This is a genomic window from Klebsiella sp. 1SOBk5mer (assembly GCF_046603115.1).
Lineage (GTDB): Bacteria > Pseudomonadota > Gammaproteobacteria > Enterobacterales > Enterobacteriaceae > Klebsiella > Klebsiella quasipneumoniae.
The window spans coordinates 396,266-418,018 of record NZ_JBKIUU010000003.1; the positions used below are offsets into that span (position 1 = coordinate 396,266).

The window sequence follows — 21,753 nt, forward strand, 5'->3', positions numbered from 1 at the left end:
GCGCGCATATTAACTTTGTAATGTCATAGAGTCAAAGAAAAAGGCAGCCTCAGGTTGCCTTTTGCCATTTATTCGCACACATTGCGGCGCATAGTTTAAGATGATGCTCTGCGAAGCGCTATATGTGGATGAAAAAATATGTCTGAACTTATCCTGGCGTCAACCTCTCCCTGGCGGCGCATGCTGCTGGAAAAACTGGGATTACCGTTTGAATGCGCGGCGCCTGACGTCGACGAAACGCCCCGTCCTGAAGAATCCGCGCGTCAGCTTGTCACCCGACTGGCGCAGGCCAAAGCGCAGAGCCTGGCCTCGCGCTACCCCAATCACCTTATTATAGGCTCCGATCAGGTTTGCGTACTGGACGGTGAGATCACCGGTAAACCGCACACCGAGGAAAATGCCCGCAGGCAGTTGAGAAAGGCCAGCGGGTCAATCGTCACCTTTTATACCGGCCTGGCGCTGTATAACTCCGCCAGCGGTCATTTGCAAACCGAATGCGAGCCCTTTGACGTCCACTTCCGCCATCTCAGCGATAAAGAGATCGAAGGCTATGTGCGCAAAGAGAACCCGCTGCAGTGCGCCGGGAGTTTCAAGAGCGAGGGGTTAGGCATTACGCTGTTCGAACGGCTGGAAGGCCGCGACCCGAATACGCTGGTCGGGTTACCCTTAATCGCGCTGTGTCAGATGCTGCGCCGCGAAAACGACAACCCGCTGTTAGGCTAAGGCAAAAAAAACGGCGGAACTGATTCCGCCGTTGCGCTTATTTACTCTTCCGTAGCACCTGTAAACAGTGCTTCAGCTGGTTATCCAGCGGCGCCTCAACGCGCATCACCTCCCCGCTCCCCGGGTGGGTAAACTTCAGCGCAGCAGCGTGGAGGAACAGGCGGTTTAAGCCGGTACCTGAGAGTTGCTTATCAAATTCGCGGTCGCCATAGCGGTCGTCAAAGGCGATAGGATGGCCGGCATACTGGGTATGAACGCGAATCTGATGGGTGCGCCCGGTGACCGGACTGCAGCGCACCAGCGTGGCGAATTCATAACGCTCTTCCACTTTAAAGCGCGTCTCTGACGGCTTGCCTTCCTGACTCACGCGGACAATTCGCTCCCCGCTCTGCAGAATGTTCTTCAATAGCGGGGCCTGCACTACTTTGGTATGCGACTGCCACTGGCCGCGCACCAGCGCCAGATAGTCTTTCTGCATGCCTTTATCGCGCAGCTGCTCGTGCAGCGAACGCAGCGCCGAGCGCTTTTTCGCCACCAGCAGCACGCCTGAAGTATCGCGGTCGAGTCGATGCACCAGCTCAAGGAAGCGCGCCTCCGGGCGCAGGGCGCGCAACCCTTCAATCACCCCGAAGCTCAGGCCGCTGCCGCCATGTACCGCAGTGCCGGAAGGCTTATTGAGGACCAGAATATGATCGTCTTCATAGAGGATCACCTCAGAGAGCGCCGCGACTTTCTGTAGATGCGGCGATACCGCCTCTTCTTCACGCTCCGCCACGCGCACCGGCGGGATACGGACTTCATCGCCCGCTTCCAGCTTATACTCCGGCTTCACGCGTTTTTTATTCACCCGCACCTCGCCTTTACGCAGGATGCGATAAATCATGCTCTTCGGTACGCCTTTCAATTGCGTACGCAAAAAGTTGTCGATACGTTGCCCCGCTTCATCAGCAGCAATGGCAACCATTTTTACGGTTGGGGTCTCAGTTTTCATGGTGCGCGATTCTAAATAGCCGGACGCATTAGCGCCACTCATTTTTATATGCTTATATTTATCATTATCCTGTTTTCACGGTTTGCCTGACCGCCATATTGTTTGTTATTAGAACAATCTGTATGGGCAGGTGATAAAACTGTGAGTAACCGGGTGATAAAAGGTGAAAGTCAACTTGCTATAACAAGGTTAGCAATGGAATAATGAGACCGTTTTCCGTATTGCATCTTGTTAGAACAAGACATTAGCGGAATGACCAATTTTGTCTGACCGATCGCCCACGCAGCAATGGCGTAAGACGTTGTGATCTTTCAGACAGTTAGCGGGCTGCGGGTTGCAGTCCTTACCGGTACAGGCTCTATGGATTTCAAGTCGCAGGAAGGCGTCAACTCCGGGACTCCCGGGAGCTCATCTGGATCAGCCGATCGAGGTGAGCAGGTTAAGCCATCATGCCTGCAACGCGAAAGACGACGAGTATAAATGGAATATTCTCTGGTGATACATCCCAGGCTGTTCCCCTGAATAATTGCGCTGTGTTTCCGTTTGAAACACAGGCGACCGACACTCTGCGCCTCTTAAGCGCGCGACAACCGTGAGGTTGGCGACGTGAACCAGACACGAGGCCATCGGTTTTCCCCCGGAAAGGCATTACTCTGCCCGCAGCTTAGTCGTCAATGTAAGAATAATGAGTAAGTTACGATGAAAAGAATGTTAATCAACGCAACTCAGCAGGAAGAGTTGCGCGTCGCCCTTGTTGATGGGCAGCGCCTGTACGACCTGGATATCGAAAGCCCCGGGCACGAACAGAAAAAAGCGAACATCTACAAAGGCAAGATCACCCGCATTGAACCCAGCCTTGAAGCCGCGTTTGTTGATTACGGCGCCGAGCGTCATGGTTTCCTCCCCCTCAAAGAAATCGCCCGCGAATACTTCCCCGCCAACTACAATGCGCATGGTCGTCCTAATATCAAAGACGTACTGCGTGAAGGTCAGGAAGTTATCGTGCAGATTGATAAAGAAGAACGCGGCAACAAAGGCGCTGCGCTCACCACCTTTATCAGCCTGGCGGGCAGCTATCTGGTACTGATGCCGAACAACCCGCGCGCGGGGGGAATTTCCCGCCGTATCGAGGGCGACGACCGTACCGAACTGAAAGAAGCGCTGGCGAGCCTGGAGCTTCCGGACGGCATGGGCCTTATCGTTCGCACCGCTGGCGTCGGCAAATCCGCCGAAGCCCTGCAGTGGGACCTGAGCTTCCGTCTGAAACACTGGGAAGCGATTCAGAAAGCCGCGGAAAGCCGTCCGGCGCCGTTCCTGATCCACCAGGAAAGCAACGTCATTGTCCGCGCCTTCCGTGACTACCTGCGCCAGGATATCGGCGAAATCCTGATCGATAACCCGAAAGTGCTTGAGCTGGCGCGCCAGCATATCGCCGCGCTGGGTCGTCCGGATTTCAGCAGCAAAATCAAACTGTACACCGGTGAAATCCCGCTGTTCAGCCACTACCAGATCGAATCCCAGATTGAATCCGCCTTCCAGCGTGAAGTCCGTCTGCCGTCCGGTGGCTCTATCGTCATCGACAGCACTGAAGCGCTGACCGCTATCGATATCAACTCCGCCCGCGCTACCCGCGGCGGCGATATCGAAGAGACGGCGTTCAACACCAACCTCGAAGCGGCTGACGAGATTGCCCGCCAGCTGCGTCTGCGCGACCTCGGCGGCCTGATCGTTATCGACTTTATCGATATGACTCCGGTTCGCCACCAGCGCGCCGTGGAGAACCGTCTGCGCGAAGCCGTCCGTCAGGACCGGGCGCGCATTCAGATCAGCCATATCTCGCGCTTCGGCCTGCTGGAGATGTCCCGCCAGCGCCTGAGTCCGTCGCTGGGCGAATCCAGCCACCACGTCTGCCCGCGCTGCTCCGGCACCGGCACCGTGCGTGATAACGAATCGCTGTCGCTCTCTATTCTGCGTCTGATTGAAGAAGAAGCGCTGAAAGAGAACACCAAAGAAGTTCATGCCATCGTTCCGGTACCGATCGCCTCCTATCTGCTGAACGAAAAACGTGCCGCGGTGAGCGCTATCGAATCCCGTCAGGGCGATGTGCGCGTGATCATCGTGCCAAACGACGAAATGCAGACGCCGCACTACTCCGTCCTGCGCGTGCGCAAAGGTGAAGAGACCTCAACGCTGAGCTACCTGCTGCCGAAGCTGCATGAAGAAGAGATGGCGCTGCCGGGCGACGATGAGCCGGCAGAACGGAAACGTCCGGAACAACCGGCCCTCGCCGCTTTTGTCATGCCTGACGCGCCGCCGGCCCCGATGCTCGAAGAGCCAGCCGCCGCGCCTGTCGCCGCAGCGACCCCGGTCGCGGCCGCCGCACCGGCGCAGCCTGGCCTGCTCTCGCGCTTCTTCAGCGCGCTGAAGAATATCTTCTCTGGCGCCGAAGAGGCCAAACCGGCTGAAGTTCAGGTCGAGAAGAAAGCGGAAGAAAAACCAGAGCGTCAGCAGGAGCGCCGTAAACCGCGCGCCAACAACCGCCGCGATCGCAACGACCGTCGTGACAATCGCGACAATCGTGATAATCGCGACAACCGTGATAACCGCGACGCGCGTGCCGAGAATAACGAAGGCCGTGAACCGCGCGAATCGCGTGAAGAGAACCGTCGCAACCGTCGCGAGAAGCCGTCGCAGAACGTGGAAGCCCGTGATGTTCGCCAGACCTCAGGTGACGATGCGGAAAAAGCGAAATCTCGTGACGAGCAGCAACCGCGCCGCGAACGCACCCGCCGCCGCAATGACGACAAACGTCAGGCGCAGCAGGAAGCCAAAGCGCAGACACGCGAAGAGCCGGTGGTGCAGGAGACGGAGCAGGAAGAGCGTGTGCAGACCCTGCCGCGTCGTAAACCGCGCCAGCTGGCACAGAAAGTACGCGTCGAGTCCGCTGTCGTTGAGCAGGTTGCCGAGATCGAGCCAGAAGCCGTAGTGGCGGAAGTTATCGCTCCGCGCAGCGAGCCGGTGAAAGCCGAGCTGCCAGCAGTCGTGGAGAGCGTGGCGGACCAGGACGAAAATGGCGAATCCCGTGAAGCGAACGGTATGCCGCGTCGTTCACGTCGTTCCCCGCGTCACCTGCGCGTCAGCGGTCAGCGTCGTCGTCGCTATCGTGACGAACGCTATCCGACCCAGTCGCCAATGCCGCTGACCGTGGCCTGCGCATCGCCGGAGATGGCTTCCGGTAAAGTCTGGATCCGCTACCCGGTGGTTCGTCCGCAGGACCAGCAGCCGGAAGAGGTTCAGGTTCAGGACGACAACGCCGTGGAAACCGTCGCGGCCGTCGCGGCCCCGGTTGCCGTCGTTGAAACCGTTACCGCTGCGCCGGTCACCGTCGAGCCGGCAACCATGGAGCCGGTTACCGCTGAGCCTGTGGTCGTCGAGCCGGTCGCGGCCGCCGAGCCGGTGGTCGTTGATGCTGCGGAAGTTGTCGCGCCAGCAGCCGTCGAGCCTGCGCCGCAGGAGCTGGTCACCGAAGCGCCGGCTGTCGAAGCGCCTCAGGCTATCGCGCCAGTGACGATCGACGCCGAGCCGGTGGTGGTAGAACCTGAAGTGGTGGAAACGGCGCCTGTCGTTGAAGCGCCAGTGGAAACCATCGCCCCGGCGGCGGAAACCGTGGTTGAAGCACCGGTTGTCGAAGCAGCGCCTGTCGAGCCGGTCAAGGCCGAGCCCCCGGTGAGCAAGCCGGTAGTGGTGGCGAGTCATCGCCATGCCACCGCGCCAATGACCCGTGCGCCAGCGCCGGACTATGTCCCGGAAGCACCGCGCCACAGCACCTGGGTGCGGCCGCCATTCGCCTTTGAAGGCAAAGGCGCCGCCGGCGGTCATAGCGCGACCCATAAAGCCACCGCTGAACCGACCCGCCCACAGCCCGTCGAGTAAGCGTGCTAAATAAAAAAACCGGCCTCCTGGCCGGTTTTTTTTATGCGCTTTGCGGAGGCTGCATGCCGGCGAGGTCCGGCATGATCTCCCGCATCAGGTCGAGGAACTTACGCAGCCGCGTCGGATAATAGCGCGCCCAGGGATAGACCAGGTGGACCGGCAGCGAGGCGGGACGCCACTGCGGGAACAGCTCTGTCAACCTTCCGGCGGCAAGATCCTCCGCCACCGTCCAGCTGGACACCATCGCCACCCCCAGACCCGCCAGCGCGGTATTGCGCGCGACGTACAGACTATCGGTGCTCAGACAGGGGGTAATCGCCGTGGAGACGATCTGCCCGCTTACCTGATGTCGGAGCCGTACCTCATGCTGATAAAAGGTGTTAATGGCGATCCACGGCAGGCCGGATAACGCCTCCAGCGAAGTTAACGGCGGGTACTTCGCCAGCAGTTCAGGAGAGGCCACCACGCAGCGCGGCACTTCCGCCAGCAGTACGGAGACCGTGGCCGGATCCACCTCCGCCCCCACGCGGATGGCGCAGTCGATATTATCGCTGAGAAAGTCGACAGTATTATCATTCAGCATCCACTCCACCGACAGCTGCGGATGACGCTGGAGAAAGGCGACCAGCGGCCCCAGCAGCTGCTGCTGGCCAAAAGCGTGCGGTGCCCTCACCCGCAGTACCCCTACCGGCCGATCGTCGGCAATACGCAGGTCATCTTCCAGCGCCAGCCAGGCATCCACCAGCTGGCGAGCGTGACGGTAGCAGCGTTCGCCATCGTCAGTGAGCTTCATCGCATGGGTGGTACGCAGGATCAGCTTGACCCCCAGCAGCCCTTCAAGGGACTGCAGGCGGCGGCTGACGGTCGCCTGAGTGGTATCCATCTGCCCCGCCGCGGCGGAGAGCGATCCGGTCTCCACAATGCGGATATAAGTGCGCATTAGCTCAATGCGGTCTATACGCTCCTGTCTTTTCATTCTTCTTTTGCCTATACGTGCTACGTATAACCGTTTTACCACCAGCCCGGCTACCGCGCCAGCCGCGTTCAGGGAAAAATAGCCCCATCGCATACACGAGGCACTGATCATGACACCGACTTCCCTTTCCGCCCGCGACGCAGGCTGGATTATCTTCATTCTCGCGCTCGGCGCTGGCTTTAGCGTCGCCTCTATCTACTACGCGCAGCCGCTGCTGCCGTTGATGGGCGCCAATCTCCACCTGACGGTAGAAGGTATGGGTCTGGTCCCTACCCTGACACAGGCGGGTTATGCGCTCGGCATTCTGTTCCTGCTTCCGCTCGGCGACCGCCACGATCGCCGCCGGCTGATCCTGGTGAAAAGCGCGCTGCTGGCGCTCCTGCTGCTGCTGTGCAGCCTCACCGGCCAGCTCAGCTCACTGCTGGTGGTTAGTCTGCTGATCGGTATGGCGGCGACCATGGCGCAGGATATCGTCCCGGCGGCGGCGATCCTCGCCCCGGCGGGCAAGCAGGGAAAAATGGTGGGCACGGTGATGACCGGGCTGCTGCTGGGGATCCTGCTTTCCCGGACGGTCAGCGGCGTGGTGGGCGCAGTGTTCGGCTGGCGGGTGATGTATCAGGCGGCGGCGGTCAGCGTGGCGCTGATTGGCCTGGTGATGTGGCGGGTGCTGCCGCGCTTCGCCATTCACTCGACGCTGAGCTATCCGCAGCTGATGGCCTCGATGGCGCATCTGTGGCAGCGTTACCCGGCGCTACGCCGCGCTGCGCTGGCTCAGGGGGCGCTCTCTGTCGCCTTCAGCGCCTTCTGGTCGACGCTGGCGGTGATGCTCTCCGAACACTATCACATGGGCAGCGCGGTAGCGGGCGGCTTTGGTATCGCCGGGGCCGCCGGGGCGCTGGCCGCGCCGCTGGCCGGCGGACTGGCCGATAAATTTGGCGCCGGTAAAGTGACGCAAATGGGGGCGGCGCTGGTCACCGTCTCCTTCGCCCTGATGTTTATACTGCCGCTGCTGCCACTGCATGGCCAGCTGGCGCTGATTGCCCTGTCGGCGATTGGCTTCGACCTTGGCCTGCAGTCAAGCCTGGTGGCGCATCAGAACCTGGTGTATGGCCTTGAGCCACAGGCCCGCGGCCGCCTGAACGCTCTGCTGTTTACCGTGGTCTTCATTGGGATGTCGCTGGGGTCGGTGCTGGGCAGCAAGCTTTACGTACTGGCCGGCTGGAACGGGGTGGTTACCCTGGCGGTGGTCAGCGGGGCGATCGCCCTGGCGATCCGCTTGCTGGAGAATGCCCGTATCGTTGCAGCCGAACGCCACGCATCATAAAAAAAACCCGCTTCGCCTGAGGCGAAGCGGGTTCATCAATTCCCATTCAAGCGCTTACGCTGTACGACGGGCAAACTCTTTCACGCGGAAGCCCAGCAGCAGCAGTGTGGCGAAATAAGCCACCACTCCGGCGATCACCACCACCAGCAAACGCATCAGACGGAACGGCATCGTCCCCAGCGACCACTCCGGCATGAGATGCATGACGCCCAGCAGCGCCGCGGCCATGACCAGCACCGCAGCAATCAGACGCAGCAGGAAGGCCAGCCAGCCCGGTTGGGGGGTGAAAATTTTCTGTTTACGCAACTGCCAGTAAAGCAGCGCAGCGTTCAGGCAGGCCGCCAGACCGATGGACAGCGACAGACCCGCATGCTTCAGCGGGCCGATAAACGCCAGGTTCATCACCTGGGTCATAATCAGGGTGACAATGGCAATCTTGACCGGGGTCTTGATGTCCTGACGGGAATAGAAACCCGGCGCCAGCACCTTCACCACGATAAGCCCCATGAGCCCCACGGAATAAGCCACCAGCGCGCGCTGGGTCATCGCCGCATCAAAGGCGCTAAATTTGCCGTACTGGAACAGGGCCACGGTCAGCGGTTTAGCGAGGATCCCCAGCGCTACCGCGCTCGGCAGCGCCAGCAGGAAGCAGAGACGCAGCCCCCAGTCCATCAGCCGGCAATACTCGTCATGATTACCGCTGGCGAAGCTTTTTGACAGCGAGGGCAGCAGGATAGTGCCGAGCGCCACCCCCAGAACACCGGACGGAAACTCCATCAGGCGGTCAGCATAGTACATCCACGACACCGATCCCGACACGAGAAACGAAGCGAAGATGGTATTGATGATAAGGGAGATCTGGCTTACCGACACGCCGAGGATCGCCGGGCCCATCTGCTTCACCACCCGCATCGCGCCGGCATCTTTCAGATTGATGCGCGGCAGGACCAGCATGCCAATCTTCTTCAGGTGCGGCAGCTGGTAGGCCAGCTGCAGCACGCCGCCGACCGTGACAGCCCAGGCCAGCGCCAGCACCGGCGGATGGAAGTACGGCGCGGCAAACAGCGCAAAGCCAATCATGCTGACGTTAAGGAACGTCGGCGCAAAGGCCGGCACCGAGAAGCGGTTCCAGGTATTGAGGATCGCCCCCACCAGCGAGGCCAGGGAGATCAGCAAAATATAGGGGAAGGTAATGCGCAGCAATTGGGTGGTCAGCGCAAATTTATCGGCGGTATCAGCAAACCCGGGGGCGGTGATGGTGATCACCCACGGCGCCGCCAGCATCCCGATAACGGTGACGATCGCCAGGGCCAGGGTCAGCAATCCGGAGACATACGAGACAAACACCCGGGTGGCATCTTCGCCCTGCTTGCTTTTATATTCGGCAAGGATCGGCACAAACGCCTGCGAGAAGGCGCCTTCGGCAAAAATACGCCGCAGCAGATTAGGTAGTTTGAAGGCGACGAAAAAGGCGTCGGTCGCCATCCCGGCGCCAAAAATGCGCGCCACAATCGCATCGCGGGCAAAGCCCAGCACGCGCGAAAACATGGTCATCGAACTGACGGCCGCCAGTGATTTTAAAAGGTTCATTACGCTGTTATTCCAAACCCTGGAGTAAAACGCCCGCAAATGCGGGCGCTGGAAAGTGGCGATAGTCTACCGGGTTCAACATGAATTACTACTGTCAGTTGTTTCAACGGATTATTCGCTGATGGCGTCGCGCCAGAGTTTGTCGACCACCCGCTGAGCCAGCAGCGCCTGTTCGCCTGCAGTTTCAGGAACGGTCTGATTTTGCACGCATTCGATAAAATGGCGCGCGCAGCCGACAAAGCCGCGCTGCTCCAGGGTGGTTTGCCAGCCGGCGACCGGGCGCTGGACCACGCCGTGACCGCACTCCTCCTGCCATTCGCGCATCTCGCTGACGGCATATAGCCCGCCATCCGTCACCGCCTGCACCCACTCGCGCTGGCTGCCTGCGCGGCGGTGCATGCTGGTGGTGACCTGCAGCCGGGGCGAACTGAACTGGTGTTCGGCATAGAGCATCTCGCCCTGCGGAGTGATCTGTAGCGCGCCACCGCGCAGACGCGCCTGACCGTCGGCCAGCCATAGCGCGGTATCCACCACGTGCAGATAGTCATCAAGCAGGGTAAAGCGCAGATCGTTGCCCACGCTATCGCTGCGGTGCTTATCCATCCGCAGCGAGGCCGCCTCGCCCAGCCGTCCCTTCAGCTCCCGATAGAGCGGTGCGAAGCGGCGATTGAAACCGACCATCAGAGTCAGACGCCGCCGCGCCGCCAGCTCGACCAGCATCTCCGCCTCACTCAGCTTGTCCGCCAGCGGTTTATCCACGCAAACATGAACCCCGGCATTCAGCAAATGATTCACCACTTCATAATGTGAAGCCGTCGACGTATGGACAAAAACCGCATCGCACTGCGCCGCCAGAGCGTCCAGTGATTCAGCGTAGGGGATCCGCCAGGTTTCGCAGACCCGCAACGCCTTCTCTTTCCCCGGCGACCAGGCCGCCTGCAGCGTCCAGCTTTCCGCCGCCCCCAGCACCGGCAGCCACGCTTTCTGCGCAATGCCGCCTAAGCCAACCACTCCGATGCGCAATCTTGTCCCCACGTTTTAGTCCCCCAGATGGTGTAACAGCGAATCGAGGCGCGCTTTAAGCTCCGCCACCTCGCCTTCCAGCGCTTCAACCCTGGCTCGCAGATCGTCATCCTCTTCCAGCGGCGCGAGTGCTTCCACCGTCGTGATCAGCGTGTCCATCTCGTCGCAAAACAGATGCATATAGCGGCTTTCCCGTTTTCCCGGCTCCCGGGGCAGACGGGCGACGAAGGGACCATCTTCGCGGGTCGCCAGCCCTTCCAGCACGCTTTCCACTTCCGCCATATCGCTGAACTCATGCATCCGCTGCGCCCGGCTGCGTAATTCACCCGGCGTCTGGGCGCCGCGCAGCAGCAGCGTCGTCACCACCGCCACCTCGCCGGCGCTGAGCTTCAGATCGCCAAATTCGGAGTTGCAAAAGCGCTGCTCATACTTGGTTACCCGATTGCCGAATCCGCTGACCGTGCGCAGATAGTGGCGTTTCACCAGGGTATCCAGCAGCGTCTGGACCTCGCCTTCGCTCAGCGACATCACCGGCTCGCGGTTGGTTTTCTGATTGCAGGCGGTCACGACGGCGTTCACCGACAGCGGATACTGCTCGGGCGTGGTGACTTGCTTTTCCAGCAGACAGCCAATGACGCGCGCTTCATGCGCGGTTAACTGATATTTCATCCTCTCTCCTTAACGTCCCGCTGACCAGTCCGGCGTCGTTAGCGCCGTCAATACATGGTCACGCCACTGCCCGTCGATCAGCAGGTAATCTTTGGCGTAACCCTCTTTTTCAAACCCCAACCGCGCCAGCAGCGCGCCGCTGCGCTGATTATGCGGCATATAGTTGGCCATAATGCGATGAATATGCTGCGTACGCTGCATATAGCGAATCGCCGACGTCAGCGCTTCAAACATCAGCCCCTGCCCCTGCCACTTCTCGCCAATAGAGTAGCCGAGATAGCAGGCATGGAATGATCCACGCACCACGTTGGAAAAGTTCGCCACGCCGACGATCTCCTTTTCCTCCGGATCGAGCAGCGCGAAATAAAAAGCAGACCCCTGTTTATGAAACTCGGCGATCATCGACAGACGCGCCTGCCATCCGGAAGGATAGCAGTGGCTGTCGTCACGAACCGGCTCCCAGGGTTTTAAGAACGCCTTATTCTCGGCGTAATAATCGGCCAGACGCCAGGCGTCACGATCGTGAACCAGGCGCACCACCAGCCGGTCCGTCGTCAAACGCACCTTCGGCACGTTACTGCGATAGCCAAACATTTCCTTTTCAGTCCCCCTGACTTCATTCTTGCTGCCTTCACTATACCTGTCCTGCGCGACGGTGTGAAAACAGCAACATACCATTTTCTGCGCCATCTCCTCTTTTCGATGAATAGCCTCAATCGAACTTGCATTTTGATAAAAAAATATTGTCGCAAGGGCGCTGGGAAAAGCAGCAGATTGCCCGCAGAATATCCACGCTTATCTCTATTTTTCCCTGGAGGGGAAATGTCCCGCGTCTCGCAGGCAAGGAGCCTGGGTAAATATTTCCTGTTAATCGATAACATGCTGGTCGTGTTGGGCTTTTTTGTCGTCTTCCCGCTGATTTCCATCCGCTTTGTCGATCAGATGGGCTGGGCGGCGCTGATGGTCGGCATCGCGCTCGGCCTGCGCCAGTTGGTGCAGCAGGGATTAGGTATCTTTGGCGGCGCTATCGCCGACCGCTTCGGCGCCAAACCGATGATCGTCACCGGTATGCTGATGCGCGCCGGCGGCTTCGCGGCGATGGCCGTCGCCCATGAGCCGTGGGTGCTGTGGTTCTCGTGCATACTTTCCGGGCTCGGCGGCACGCTGTTCGATCCGCCGCGGGCGGCGCTGGTGGTTAAGCTGGTGCGCCCGCATCAGCGCGGCCGCTTTTTCTCCATCCTGATGATGCAGGATAGCGCCGGCGCGGTGATTGGCGCGCTGCTGGGCAGCTGGCTGCTGCAGTATGATTTCCGCCTGGTGTGCAGCGCCGGCGCCGCGCTGTTTATCGCCTGCGCGGCATTTAACGCCTGGTATCTGCCGGCATGGAAGCTCTCGACGGTGAAAACGCCGATCCGCGAGGGGCTGGGCCGGGTGCTGCGGGACAAGCGCTTCGTCACCTATGTCCTGACGCTGACGGGCTATTACATGCTGGCGGTGCAGGTGATGCTGATGCTGCCGATCATGGTGAATGACATCGCCGGCTCGCCGGCCGCCGTGAAGTGGATGTACGCCATCGAAGCCACCATTTCGCTGACCCTGCTCTATCCCATTGCCCGCTGGAGCGAAAAACGTTTTCGCCTTGAGCACCGGCTGATGGCCGGTCTGCTGGTGATGACTCTGGCCATGCTCCCCATCGGCATGACCAGCAGTTTGCAACAGCTGTTTACCCTGATCTGCCTGTTTTACATCGGCTCCATCATTGCCGAACCCGCCCGGGAGACGCTGGGCGCCTCGCTGGCGGACGCCCGGGCGCGCGGCAGCTATATGGGCTTCAGCCGCCTGGGGCTCGCCTTTGGCGGCGCGCTGGGATATGCGGGCGGCGGCTGGCTGTTCGATGCCGGTAAGGCCGCGGGTCAGCCCGAGCTGCCGTGGCTGATGCTCGGGGCCATCGGGGTTATCACCTTCCTGGCGCTGTGGTGGCAGTTTAGTCCGAAACGCTCTGCCTCCGGCATGCTGGAGCCGCGGACCTGATGCGCGCGGCGGCGGTTTCTCCTGCTTTCAGCCTATTCTGCTGGTATCGAGGGTGCTGACAGGTCATGATGCTTTGTGTCAGGATGAATGAAGATATGAGCCAGAGGACCCCCATGAAAAAGATTTTGATCGCCGCCGCGCTGATTGTCAGCGGCCTGCTGAGCGGCTGTAATCAGCTGACCCAATACACAGTAAGCGAGCAGGAGATTAACCAGGCCCTGCAGAAGCGAAACCATTTTGCCAAAGATATTGGTCTGAAAGGCGTTGCCGACGCCCATATCGAACTGCAGAACCTCACCAGCGCCATCGGGCGCGAGGAGCCGGGCAAAGTCACGCTGACCGGGATCGCTAACGTCGACCTGAACTCCCTGTTCGGCACGCAGAAAGCGACGATCGATCTGAAGCTCAAAGCGCTGCCAACCTTTGACAGAGAGAAAGGCGCCATCTTCCTGCAGGAAATGGAGGTGGTGGATGCCAAAGTGGCGCCCGAGAAACTGCAGTCGGTCATTCAGGCCCTGCTCCCCTATCTGAATCAGTCGCTGCGCAGTTACTTCAGCCAGCAGCCTGCCTATGTCCTGCGTGAGGACGCCAGCACCGGTGAAGCGCTGGCGAAGAAATACGCCAAAGGCATAGAGGTGAAGCCGGGCGAGATTGTCATCCCCTTTACCAATTAATCTCCAGGGCGCCGCGGCGCCCTCAATTTTTTACGGAAATGAGTGCAAAGGAAAACGTTTACGCTTATCCTTAGTGCCCGGCAAAAAACAGCCCTGATGACTGAACCTATTAGCCGGAGCCTTCCATGACAGCACAATCCCAGGTATTGAAAATCCGCCGCCCAGACGACTGGCATATCCATCTGCGTGATGACGATATGCTGAAAACCGTCGTGCCTTATACCAGTGAGTTTTATGGCCGGGCGATCGTGATGCCGAATCTGGTGCCGCCTGTCACCACCGTCGCGGCGGCTATCGCCTATCGCCAGCGCATTATGGACGCCGTCCCGGCCGGGCACGATTTTACCCCGCTGATGACCTGCTATCTGACAGACTCCCTCGACCCGGCGGAGCTGGAGCGCGGCTTTAACGAAGGCGTGTTCACCGCCGCCAAGCTTTACCCGGCCAATGCCACCACCAACTCCAGCCACGGCGTCACCAGCACCGACGCCATTATGCCGGTGCTGGAGCGGATGGAAAAACTGGGGATGCCGCTGCTGGTACATGGCGAAGTCACCCACGCCGAGATTGATATTTTCGACCGCGAAGCGCGCTTTATTGAAACCGTGATGGAGCCGCTGCGCCAGCGCCTGCCCGGCCTGAAGGTGGTCTTTGAGCATATCACCACCAAAGATGCCGCCGAGTATGTGCGTGACGGCAATGAACTGCTGGCGGCCACTATCACCCCGCAGCATCTGATGTTCAACCGTAACCATATGCTGGTCGGCGGTATTCGTCCTCACTTGTACTGCCTGCCGGTACTCAAACGCAATATTCATCAGCAGGCACTGCGCGAACTGGTCGCCAGCGGCTTTAGCCGCGTCTTCCTTGGCACCGACTCCGCGCCGCATGCCCGCCATCGTAAAGAAGCCAGCTGCGGCTGCGCCGGCTGCTTCAACGCCCCGACCGCCCTCGGCAGCTACGCCACCGTATTTGAAGAAATGAACGCTCTGCAGCACTTTGAGGCCTTCTGCTCGCTGAACGGCCCGCGCTTTTACGGTCTGCCGGTCAATGAAAGCTATGTTGAACTGGTGCGTGAAGAGACGACCGTCGTCGACAGTATTGCGTTGCCCAATGACACCCTGGTGCCGTTCCTGGCAGGTGAAACCGTCCGCTGGACCATGAAGCGATAAAAAACGCGGCCCCCTGTTGTCAATGCTCACCAGATACTGTATAAATAACCAGTATCAAACACAGGGGGCAATTATGCGCATTGAAGTCTCTATCGCCAAAACGACCGCCTTACCCAACGGCGCGCTGGAAGCGCTGAATAACGAACTCTCTCGCCGTATCGCCGAACAGTTCCCGGCCATCGACAGCCAGGTGAGCGTCCGCTACGCCACGGGCAATCAGCTCTCGGTGTTCGGCGGCCTGAAAGAAGACAAAGACCGGATAAGCGAAATCCTGCAAGAAACCTGGGAAAGCGCGGACGACTGGTTTGTCCACGACCTCTCCTGAAGCATGGCGGGATCCAGTTACTCTGGTTTGCTCCCTCATTGTGCTTTTCTTTGCCGGGTCGCCCCGGCTTTTTTATCCTCTTCTCATGTTCAGAATATTCCTGATTATTCTGCTTAATATCGACTATAATGGCCGTTTTGCACGCTTATCTTGAGTAAAAAAGCGGCAAAACAAGAAAATCATGCTGCCTTTCATTTAATTTCTCGAGTTTATTCTTGATCCCTGATATAATTAACTTGCTTCAAAAAACATGCATTAAACCTCGAGAATTGTTGTCTTTTAACATATGAATAAGGGGTTATGATGGAAAAAAATAATGAAGTCATTCAGACCCATCCCCTCGTTGGATGGGACATCAGCACCGTTGATAGCTACGATGCGCTGATGTTGCGCCTGCACTACCAGAACCCCGCTCAAGAAAACAGTCATGATGCTGAGATAGGCCAGACGCTATGGCTAACGACGGACGTCGCACGTCAGTTTATTTCAATCCTGGAAGCAGGCATTGCGAAAATTGAATCTGGCGAATACCAGGAAAACGAGTACCGCAGACATTAACGCGGCACGCGGAATGACTTAACAATAAGCTTAACAGGCACCTGCGGGTGCCTGAATTATTTTCGGGCTTGTATAAGCACAGGGAGTTAATTACCCTGCTAACAAGGCAATTACCCGGAACTCACCATGCAATACGATCTTATCATTATCGGCAGCGGCTCCGTCGGCGCCGCCGCTGGCTATTATGCGCGTCGTGCCGGACTCAATGTTCTGATGACCGATGCCCATCAGCCTCCTCACCAGGAAGGCAGCCATCACGGCAGCAGCCGTCTTATCCGTCACGCCTATGGCGAAGGTGAAAAATATGTTCCGCTGGTGCTGCGCGCCCAGCAGCTGTGGGATGAACTGGCCGAGATCAGTGGCGAAGCCGTGTTTGAACGCACCGGCGTCATAAACCTCGGCCCCGCCAGCTCCCCTTTCCTCGCCAACGTTGCCGCCAGCGCCCGTGCGTTCCAGCTTGAGGTGGAAGAGCTGGATGCCCAGGCCGTGATGCAGCGCTGGCCGGAGATACGCCTCCCCGATGACTATCGGGCGATTTTTGAACCCGCTTCCGGCGTACTGCGCAGCGAACTGGCCGTGGAAACCTGGATCCGTCTGGCGCGTGAAGCGGGCTGCGCGCAGCTATTTAACTGCCCGGTCTCGGCTATTCATCACCATGCAGATGGGGTCACCATCGATACCCTCGACGGTGAATATCATGGTAAAAAGCTGCTGGTCAGCGCCGGGACCTGGGTCACCCGCCTGCTTCCGGACCTCCCCATCCAGCCGGTACGCAAGGTGTTCGCCTGGTACCAGGCCGATGGCCGTTACAGCAGCAAGAATCACTTCCCGGCCTTCACCGGCGAGTTGCCCAACGGCGATCAATACTACGGTTTCCCGGCGGAAGATAACGAGCTGAAGATTGGCAAGCATAACGGCGGTCAGCCGATCTCCATGCCGCAGGAGCGAGTGGCGTTTGGCGCTGTCGCCAGCGATGGCTCCGAATCGTTTCCGTTTTTGCGTAACGTCCTGCCCGGGATCGGCGGCTGCCTGCACGGCGCCTCCTGTACCTACGATAATACCGTCGATGAAGACTTTATTATCGATGCGTTACCCGGCAGACCAGACACGCTGCTCATCACCGGTCTGAGCGGGCACGGCTTTAAGTTTGCCCCGGTGCTGGGGGAAATTGCCAGTCAGTTTGCTCAGGGCGAAACTTCGAGCTTCAACCTGGCGCCCTTCTCGCTGGCGCGCTTTAACGCGTAATGGAATGCGGCACTTTTGCCGTCGGGCAAAAAAAACGGCCTCTGTCGAGGCCGTTAGTGATTGAGAGCGGTTATGCGTCGCCTGTTTAATTTGCTGGTCAATAACGTCCGCGAGCACTTTATGATCTACCTGGCGCTCTGGCTGCTGCTGGCGATCATCGATCTTGTCTGGTTATGGTTTTTCTGACGGCTCAGGATCGAGGATCCCGAGTTTGGTATTCAGCCGGCCACGGGATTTATTAAAGATTTTATTGCCGTTTTCACGCCCGGCGCGCAGCTGACGCTGCTCCTCTTCCGGCAGCTTATGCTCTTCCATGCAGGCTTCGCTACAGCAGCCGGCAAACTTCTCGGCACAGCTCGGGCACTGGATAAACAACAGATGGCAGCCATCATTCAGGCAGTTGGTATGGGTGTCGCACGGCGCGCCGCACTGATGACAGTGCGCGATAACGTCATTGGAGATCCGCTCGCCCATCCGTTCATCAAAGACAAAGTTTTTGCCAATGAAACGCACCGGCAGCCCCTGCTCACGGGCGCGGCGGGCGTACTCAATGATGCCACCCTCGATGTGCCAGACCTTATTGAAGCCGTTATGCTTCATCCAGGCGCTGGCTTTTTCACAGCGAATACCACCGGTGCAATACATGACAATTTTCTTGTCTTTATGGTCCTGCATCATTTCAACGGCTTTCGGCAACTGGTCGCGGAAGGTATCCGCTGGGATCTCCAGCGCGTTTTCGAAATGGCCCACCTCATATTCATAGTGGTTGCGCATATCGATAAACACGGCATCCGGATCGTCAAGCATCGCGTTGACCTCCGCCGCCTTGAGATAGTCTCCGACGTTGGAGGCGTCGAAAGAGGGATCGTCGATGCCGTCGGCAACGATGCGGTCGCGCACTTTCAGACGTAGCACCCAGAACGATTTACCGTCGTCCTCGAGAGCGATATTGAAACGCAGCCCCGCCAGCGCCGGATCGAAGCCATTGAGAAACTCACGCAGGGCTTCAACGTTGCTTTCCGGCACGCTGATTTGCGCGTTGATCCCTTCCCGGGCCAGATAGATGCGGCCAAAGACTTTCAACTGGGTTAAGGCAACCCACAGCGCATCGCGGGTCGCTTGCGGATCGACAATGGTGAAATATTTATAGAATGAGATCGTCGTGCGCGGCTCGGTTTCAGCCAGCATTTGCGCCTTTAACGTCTCATTTGAAATGCGGTTGTGTAACACTGGCATGGTGTACCTGCTCGACATAGAAATGAGGAAATAAACGGCGGGCATGATATAGCAAAGCTTATTAATTTACATCCCTACATTTTACGCTACATTTTTCTCACCGGTCGCCCCCCACTTAACAAAACGATGTGGCTGTCGCCGCCTTTGGCTGGCCGGTAAAAAAATGCGATAATATAAGATGTTGCTCACTGATACGGGTATGAAATGACTCATTTGCCTAAATTTTCTCCGGCGCTGCTGCATCCGCGCTATTGGCTGCTGTGGCTGGGTATCGGCCTGCTGTGGCTGGTTGTCCAACTGCCCTACCCGCTGATCTACCGCCTCGGGAACGCCATCGGCCGGCTGGCCATGCGATTTATGAAGCGCCGGGCGAAGATCGCCTATCGCAACCTTGAGCTCTGCTTCCCCGAGAAAAGCGAGCAGGAACGTCACCGGATGGTGGTGATGAACTTTGAATCGGTGGGTATGGGGCTGATGGAGACCGGTATGGCCTGGTTCTGGCCGGTTCGCCGTATCGCCCGCTGGACCGACACCATCGGCTTTGAGCATATTCGCGCTGTGCAGGCGCAGCAGCGCGGCATTCTGCTGATCGGCATTCATTTCCTGACACTGGAAATGGGCGCGCGGATGTTCGGTATGAACGAGCCGGGGATTGGCGTCTATCGTCCCAACGATAACCCGGTCATCGACTGGCTGCAGACCTGGGGCCGACTGCGCTCCAACAAGGACATGATCGACCGCAAAGATCTGAAAGGCATGATCCGCGCGCTGAAAAAAGGCGACGTGGTGTGGTACGCGCCGGATCATGATTACGGCCCGACCGCCAGCGTCTTCGCCCCACTTTTTGCCGTAGACCAGGCGGCGACCACCTCCGGCACCTGGATGCTGGCGAAAATGTCCAAAGCCTGCATCGTGCCCTTTGTTCCACGCCGTAAACCGGACGGTAAAGGTTATGAACTGATTATCCTGCCGCCAGAGTGCTCCCCGCCGCTGGACGACGCGGAAACCACCGCTGCGTGGATGAATAAGATCGTAGAGCAGTGCATTATGATGGCCCCGGAACAATATATGTGGCTCCATCGCCGCTTTAAAACCCGCCCCGAGGGGATGCCCTCCCGCTACTGAACCTCTTTCCCGGCCGCGCGCCTCCCGGCCGGGAATCCCCAGCGCTCAGGCTTTACGCTCTGCTTTAGCTTTAAAAGCTCTCCTCCATTGCGGCATTTATTTCCCAGGCGCATAATTAGCAGGCTCATATTTTCTCTTAATTTGACCTGCCGCGCAGGCCAGTGGAACCCTATGTCGTCTGCTGATACCCCCATTAACTGGAAACGAAACCTGACCGTCACCTGGCTTGGCTGCTTTTTAACCGGCGCCGCCTTCAGCCTGGTCATGCCCTTTCTGCCGCTCTACGTCGAACAACTCGGCGTCACCGGGCATAGCGCCCTCAACATGTGGTCCGGGCTGGTCTTTAGCATCACTTTTCTCTTCTCCGCCATCGCCTCGCCGTTCTGGGGCGGACTTGCTGACCGCAAGGGACGTAAAATCATGCTGCTGCGTTCAGCCCTCGGGATGGCCATCGTCATGATGTTGATGGGGATGGCGCAGAATATCTGGCAGTTTCTGCTACTGCGCGCGCTGCTCGGCCTGCTGGGGGGCTTTATTCCCAATGCCAACGCCCTGATTGCCACCCAGATCCCGCGCCATAAAAGCGGCTGGGCGCTGGGCACGCTGTCAACCGGCGCGGTAAGCGGCGCCCTGCTCGGCCCGCTGGCGGGTGGCTTCCTGGCCGACCACTGGGGCCTGCGTACTGTCTTCTTTATGACCGCGGCGGTGCTGTTTATCTGCTTCCTGTTTACCCTGTTTTTAATCCGTGAAAATTTTGTTCCGATCGCCAAAAAAGAGATGCTCAGCGCGAAGGCGGTGTTCTCCTCGCTGCAGAATCCGAAACTGGTGCTCAGCCTGTTTGTCACCTCGCTGATCATCCAGGTCGCCACCGGCTCCATTGCGCCGATCCTGACGCTTTACGTGCGCGATCTGGCGGGTAACGTCAGCAATATCGCCTTTATCAGCGGGATGATCGCCTCGGTGCCGGGCATTGCCGCCCTGATGAGCGCCCCTCGTCTGGGCAAACTGGGGGATCGTATCGGACCGGAAAAAATCCTCATCGTGGCGCTGATTATCTCGGTGCTGTTGCTGATCCCGATGTCGTTCGTCCAGACCCCGCTGCAGTTAGGTATCCTGCGATTCCTGCTCGGCGCCGCGGACGGCGCGCTGCTGCCGGCGGTGCAAACCCTGCTGGTGTATAACTCCACCAGCCAGATCTCCGGGCGGATCTTCAGCTATAACCAGTCATTTCGTGATATTGGCAACGTCACCGGCCCCCTGATCGGCGCCTCAGTTTCCGCCAACTACGGCTTTCGCGCCGTCTTCCTTGTCACCGCAGGAGTGGTGTTGTTTAACGCGATCTATTCGACCCTCAGCCTGCGCCGGCCAGCCGCGGACGCCTCGCAGCCCGACCGCCATTCACTAAATTAACGTCCTGAGGGGCTCAGCCCCTTGACGCTTTGCCTGGCGCCTTCTATAGATTGAATCGTGTTCAATTCATATTCTTCTCAGGAGATTCGCTATGCCAAAGGATTCGATGTTCTATGCTACGCTCGAAGAAGCTATTGATGCAGCACGTGAAGAATTTCTCGCCAACAACCCTGACAGCGATGAAGAGAGCGCTAACGTTGAGCAGCTCAATATTCAAAAGTATGTGCTGCAGGATGGCGATATCGCCTGGCAGGCCGAATTTTTTGCTGACGAAGAGGAACAAGGCGAATGCTTACCGATGCTCAGCGGCGAAGCCGCGCAGAGCGTCTTCGATGGGGATTATGATGAGATAGAGCTGCGTCAGGAGTGGCTGGAGGAAAATACGCTTCATGAGTGGGATGAAGGTGAATTCCAGCTCGAGCCCTCGCTGGACACCGAAGAGGGACAGACGGCGGCCGACGAGTGGGACGAGCGTTAATCAGTTATAGGGCCCGTGGCTGGCGTCCAGCGGCAGCAGCAGCGTATCGAAAACCAGCGAGAACGGCAGGTCCAGAATGGTGAGATAGCGCCATCCTGAATCGCGAACGTCCCACTGCACGCCCGGGTAATATTGATTGCCATGCCCCTGCCCGGGCACCGTCCGGCTAATAATGCTGCCGCAGCCGCTAAGCAGCAGCGCCATGGCAATGATAGGTAGTATTCGCATCCACAACCTCGTGTTTCAGATAAAAAAATACCGGCATCGCTG

The 21,753-nt window shown here is 58.6% G+C and carries 21 protein-coding genes; 13 read left to right on the forward strand and 8 right to left on the reverse strand.

Annotation, left to right across the window (positions count from 1 at the left end; translation table 11 throughout):
• Window positions 1–138 precede the first annotated feature (138 nt).
• Entirely contained in the window at window positions 139–723 is a 585-nt protein-coding gene (locus ACLH1U_RS10840; protein WP_023289135.1) for a Maf family protein, read from the forward strand.
• 37 nt (window positions 724–760) lie between these two features.
• Here ACLH1U_RS10840 and rluC read toward each other — a convergent pair whose 3' ends face one another.
• Window positions 761–1,714 (reverse strand): 23S rRNA pseudouridine(955/2504/2580) synthase RluC, encoded by a 954-nt coding sequence (gene rluC, locus ACLH1U_RS10845; RefSeq protein ID WP_012542245.1) that lies wholly within the window; start codon window positions 1,712–1,714, stop codon window positions 761–763.
• Window positions 1,715–2,413: 699 nt separating this feature from the next.
• Here rluC and rne point away from each other — a divergent pair.
• Complete coding sequence (gene rne / locus ACLH1U_RS10850) at window positions 2,414–5,647, forward strand: ribonuclease E (protein WP_411299241.1); 3,234 nt, start codon at window positions 2,414–2,416, stop codon at window positions 5,645–5,647.
• 40 nt (window positions 5,648–5,687) lie between these two features.
• Here rne and ACLH1U_RS10855 read toward each other — a convergent pair whose 3' ends face one another.
• A complete protein-coding gene (locus ACLH1U_RS10855) occupies window positions 5,688–6,716 on the reverse strand; it encodes a LysR family transcriptional regulator (RefSeq protein WP_072096710.1) in 1,029 nt (342 codons plus the stop codon).
• A 16-nt stretch (window positions 6,717–6,732) separates the two neighbouring features.
• Between ACLH1U_RS10855 and ACLH1U_RS10860 the strand changes: the two genes are divergently transcribed.
• Window positions 6,733–7,947: an MFS transporter gene (locus tag ACLH1U_RS10860; protein WP_085550678.1), complete on the forward strand. Its 1,215-nt coding sequence runs from the start codon at window positions 6,733–6,735 to the stop codon at window positions 7,945–7,947.
• Window positions 7,948–8,001: 54 nt separating this feature from the next.
• Here the strand turns inward: ACLH1U_RS10860 and murJ are convergent, their stop codons facing one another.
• The 4 genes from murJ to rimJ form a co-directional block, all read right to left on the reverse strand.
• On the reverse strand, window positions 8,002–9,537 hold the full coding sequence (gene murJ, locus ACLH1U_RS10865; protein ID WP_023289131.1) for a murein biosynthesis integral membrane protein MurJ: 1,536 nt from the start codon (window positions 9,535–9,537) through the stop codon (window positions 8,002–8,004).
• 111 nt (window positions 9,538–9,648) lie between these two features.
• Complete coding sequence (locus tag ACLH1U_RS10870; protein WP_072096704.1) at window positions 9,649–10,560, reverse strand: Gfo/Idh/MocA family protein; 912 nt, start codon at window positions 10,558–10,560, stop codon at window positions 9,649–9,651.
• Between the two features lie 15 nt (window positions 10,561–10,575).
• Window positions 10,576–11,229 (reverse strand): YceH family protein, encoded by a 654-nt coding sequence (locus ACLH1U_RS10875; protein ID WP_023289129.1) that lies wholly within the window; start codon window positions 11,227–11,229, stop codon window positions 10,576–10,578.
• A gap of 9 nt (window positions 11,230–11,238) precedes the next feature.
• Window positions 11,239–11,823: a ribosomal protein S5-alanine N-acetyltransferase gene (rimJ, locus tag ACLH1U_RS10880; RefSeq protein WP_017900738.1), complete on the reverse strand. Its 585-nt coding sequence runs from the start codon at window positions 11,821–11,823 to the stop codon at window positions 11,239–11,241.
• 228 nt (window positions 11,824–12,051) lie between these two features.
• Here rimJ and mdtH point away from each other — a divergent pair, with 228 nt between their 5' ends.
• The 7 genes from mdtH (at window position 12,052) to ACLH1U_RS10915 (ending at window position 17,420) form a co-directional block, all read left to right on the forward strand.
• Entirely contained in the window at window positions 12,052–13,260 is a 1,209-nt protein-coding gene (gene mdtH, locus ACLH1U_RS10885) for a multidrug efflux MFS transporter MdtH (RefSeq protein ID WP_411299242.1), read from the forward strand.
• Window positions 13,261–13,373: 113 nt separating this feature from the next.
• On the forward strand, window positions 13,374–13,934 hold the full coding sequence (locus ACLH1U_RS10890; protein ID WP_004204546.1) for a lipoprotein: 561 nt from the start codon (window positions 13,374–13,376) through the stop codon (window positions 13,932–13,934).
• 125 nt (window positions 13,935–14,059) lie between these two features.
• The gene (pyrC, locus tag ACLH1U_RS10895; RefSeq protein WP_023289126.1) at window positions 14,060–15,106 is read left to right on the forward strand and encodes a dihydroorotase; all 1,047 of its coding nucleotides are present in this window, start codon (window positions 14,060–14,062) and stop codon (window positions 15,104–15,106) included.
• Between the two features lie 73 nt (window positions 15,107–15,179).
• Window positions 15,180–15,431 (forward strand): DNA damage-inducible protein I, encoded by a 252-nt coding sequence (gene dinI / locus ACLH1U_RS10900; protein WP_023289125.1) that lies wholly within the window; start codon window positions 15,180–15,182, stop codon window positions 15,429–15,431.
• A 303-nt stretch (window positions 15,432–15,734) separates the two neighbouring features.
• Window positions 15,735–15,989, forward strand: a complete 255-nt coding sequence (gene bssS / locus ACLH1U_RS10905; protein WP_023289124.1) for a biofilm formation regulator BssS — start codon at window positions 15,735–15,737, stop codon at window positions 15,987–15,989.
• A 126-nt stretch (window positions 15,990–16,115) separates the two neighbouring features.
• Window positions 16,116–17,234, forward strand: a complete 1,119-nt coding sequence (gene solA, locus ACLH1U_RS10910; protein ID WP_101861890.1) for an N-methyl-L-tryptophan oxidase — start codon at window positions 16,116–16,118, stop codon at window positions 17,232–17,234.
• Window positions 17,235–17,306: 72 nt separating this feature from the next.
• Window positions 17,307–17,420, forward strand: coding sequence for a DUF2770 family protein (locus ACLH1U_RS10915; RefSeq protein WP_004204539.1), 114 nt, complete (start codon window positions 17,307–17,309; stop codon window positions 17,418–17,420).
• Here ACLH1U_RS10915 and ACLH1U_RS10920 read toward each other — a convergent pair.
• Window positions 17,406–18,470 carry a rhodanese-related sulfurtransferase gene (locus ACLH1U_RS10920; protein ID WP_023289122.1) on the reverse strand — a complete coding sequence of 355 codons (1,065 nt, stop codon included), beginning with the start codon at window positions 18,468–18,470 and terminating at the stop codon, window positions 17,406–17,408. The genes ACLH1U_RS10915 and ACLH1U_RS10920 overlap by 15 nt on opposite strands.
• Window positions 18,471–18,674: 204 nt before the next feature.
• Here ACLH1U_RS10920 and ACLH1U_RS10925 point away from each other — a divergent pair, with 204 nt between their 5' ends.
• From ACLH1U_RS10925 to ACLH1U_RS10935, 3 genes are all read left to right on the forward strand, one after another.
• On the forward strand, window positions 18,675–19,595 hold the full coding sequence (locus tag ACLH1U_RS10925) for a Kdo(2)-lipid IV(A) acyltransferase (RefSeq protein ID WP_023289121.1): 921 nt from the start codon (window positions 18,675–18,677) through the stop codon (window positions 19,593–19,595).
• A 171-nt stretch (window positions 19,596–19,766) separates the two neighbouring features.
• Window positions 19,767–21,005, forward strand: a complete 1,239-nt coding sequence (gene mdtG / locus ACLH1U_RS10930; protein WP_411299243.1) for a multidrug efflux MFS transporter MdtG — start codon at window positions 19,767–19,769, stop codon at window positions 21,003–21,005.
• Window positions 21,006–21,096: 91 nt separating this feature from the next.
• Window positions 21,097–21,483, forward strand: coding sequence for a MysB family protein (locus ACLH1U_RS10935; RefSeq protein WP_002898981.1), 387 nt, complete (start codon window positions 21,097–21,099; stop codon window positions 21,481–21,483).
• On the opposite strand, the gene ACLH1U_RS10940 is transcribed toward ACLH1U_RS10935, so the two are convergent.
• A complete protein-coding gene (locus ACLH1U_RS10940; RefSeq protein WP_004204534.1) occupies window positions 21,484–21,711 on the reverse strand; it encodes a YceK/YidQ family lipoprotein in 228 nt (75 codons plus the stop codon).
• Window positions 21,712–21,753 lie beyond the last annotated feature (42 nt).

Bases quoted from the DNA above. Each gene is read 5' to 3' on its own strand.
- ACLH1U_RS10840 (WP_023289135.1), top strand. From the start codon at position 139: ATGTCTGAACTTATCCTGGCGTCAACCTCTCCCTGGCGGCGCATGCTG.
- rluC (WP_012542245.1), bottom strand. From the start codon at position 1,714: ATGAAAACTGAGACCCCAACCGTAAAAATGGTTGCCATTGCTGCTGAT.
- rne (WP_411299241.1), top strand. From the start codon at position 2,414: ATGAAAAGAATGTTAATCAACGCAACTCAGCAGGAAGAGTTGCGCGTC.
- ACLH1U_RS10855 (WP_072096710.1), bottom strand. From the start codon at position 6,716: ATGCGATGGGGCTATTTTTCCCTGAACGCGGCTGGCGCGGTAGCCGGG.
- ACLH1U_RS10860 (WP_085550678.1), top strand. From the start codon at position 6,733: ATGACACCGACTTCCCTTTCCGCCCGCGACGCAGGCTGGATTATCTTC.
- murJ (WP_023289131.1), bottom strand. From the start codon at position 9,537: ATGAACCTTTTAAAATCACTGGCGGCCGTCAGTTCGATGACCATGTTT.
- ACLH1U_RS10875 (WP_023289129.1), bottom strand. From the start codon at position 11,229: ATGAAATATCAGTTAACCGCGCATGAAGCGCGCGTCATTGGCTGTCTG.
- rimJ (WP_017900738.1), bottom strand. From the start codon at position 11,823: ATGTTTGGCTATCGCAGTAACGTGCCGAAGGTGCGTTTGACGACGGAC.
- mdtH (WP_411299242.1), top strand. From the start codon at position 12,052: ATGTCCCGCGTCTCGCAGGCAAGGAGCCTGGGTAAATATTTCCTGTTA.
- ACLH1U_RS10890 (WP_004204546.1), top strand. From the start codon at position 13,374: ATGAAAAAGATTTTGATCGCCGCCGCGCTGATTGTCAGCGGCCTGCTG.
- pyrC (WP_023289126.1), top strand. From the start codon at position 14,060: ATGACAGCACAATCCCAGGTATTGAAAATCCGCCGCCCAGACGACTGG.
- dinI (WP_023289125.1), top strand. From the start codon at position 15,180: ATGCGCATTGAAGTCTCTATCGCCAAAACGACCGCCTTACCCAACGGC.
- bssS (WP_023289124.1), top strand. From the start codon at position 15,735: ATGGAAAAAAATAATGAAGTCATTCAGACCCATCCCCTCGTTGGATGG.
- solA (WP_101861890.1), top strand. From the start codon at position 16,116: ATGCAATACGATCTTATCATTATCGGCAGCGGCTCCGTCGGCGCCGCC.
- ACLH1U_RS10915 (WP_004204539.1), top strand. From the start codon at position 17,307: ATGCGTCGCCTGTTTAATTTGCTGGTCAATAACGTCCGCGAGCACTTT.
- ACLH1U_RS10920 (WP_023289122.1), bottom strand. From the start codon at position 18,470: ATGCCAGTGTTACACAACCGCATTTCAAATGAGACGTTAAAGGCGCAA.
- ACLH1U_RS10925 (WP_023289121.1), top strand. From the start codon at position 18,675: ATGACTCATTTGCCTAAATTTTCTCCGGCGCTGCTGCATCCGCGCTAT.
- mdtG (WP_411299243.1), top strand. From the start codon at position 19,767: ATGTCGTCTGCTGATACCCCCATTAACTGGAAACGAAACCTGACCGTC.
- ACLH1U_RS10935 (WP_002898981.1), top strand. From the start codon at position 21,097: ATGCCAAAGGATTCGATGTTCTATGCTACGCTCGAAGAAGCTATTGAT.
- ACLH1U_RS10940 (WP_004204534.1), bottom strand. From the start codon at position 21,711: ATGCGAATACTACCTATCATTGCCATGGCGCTGCTGCTTAGCGGCTGC.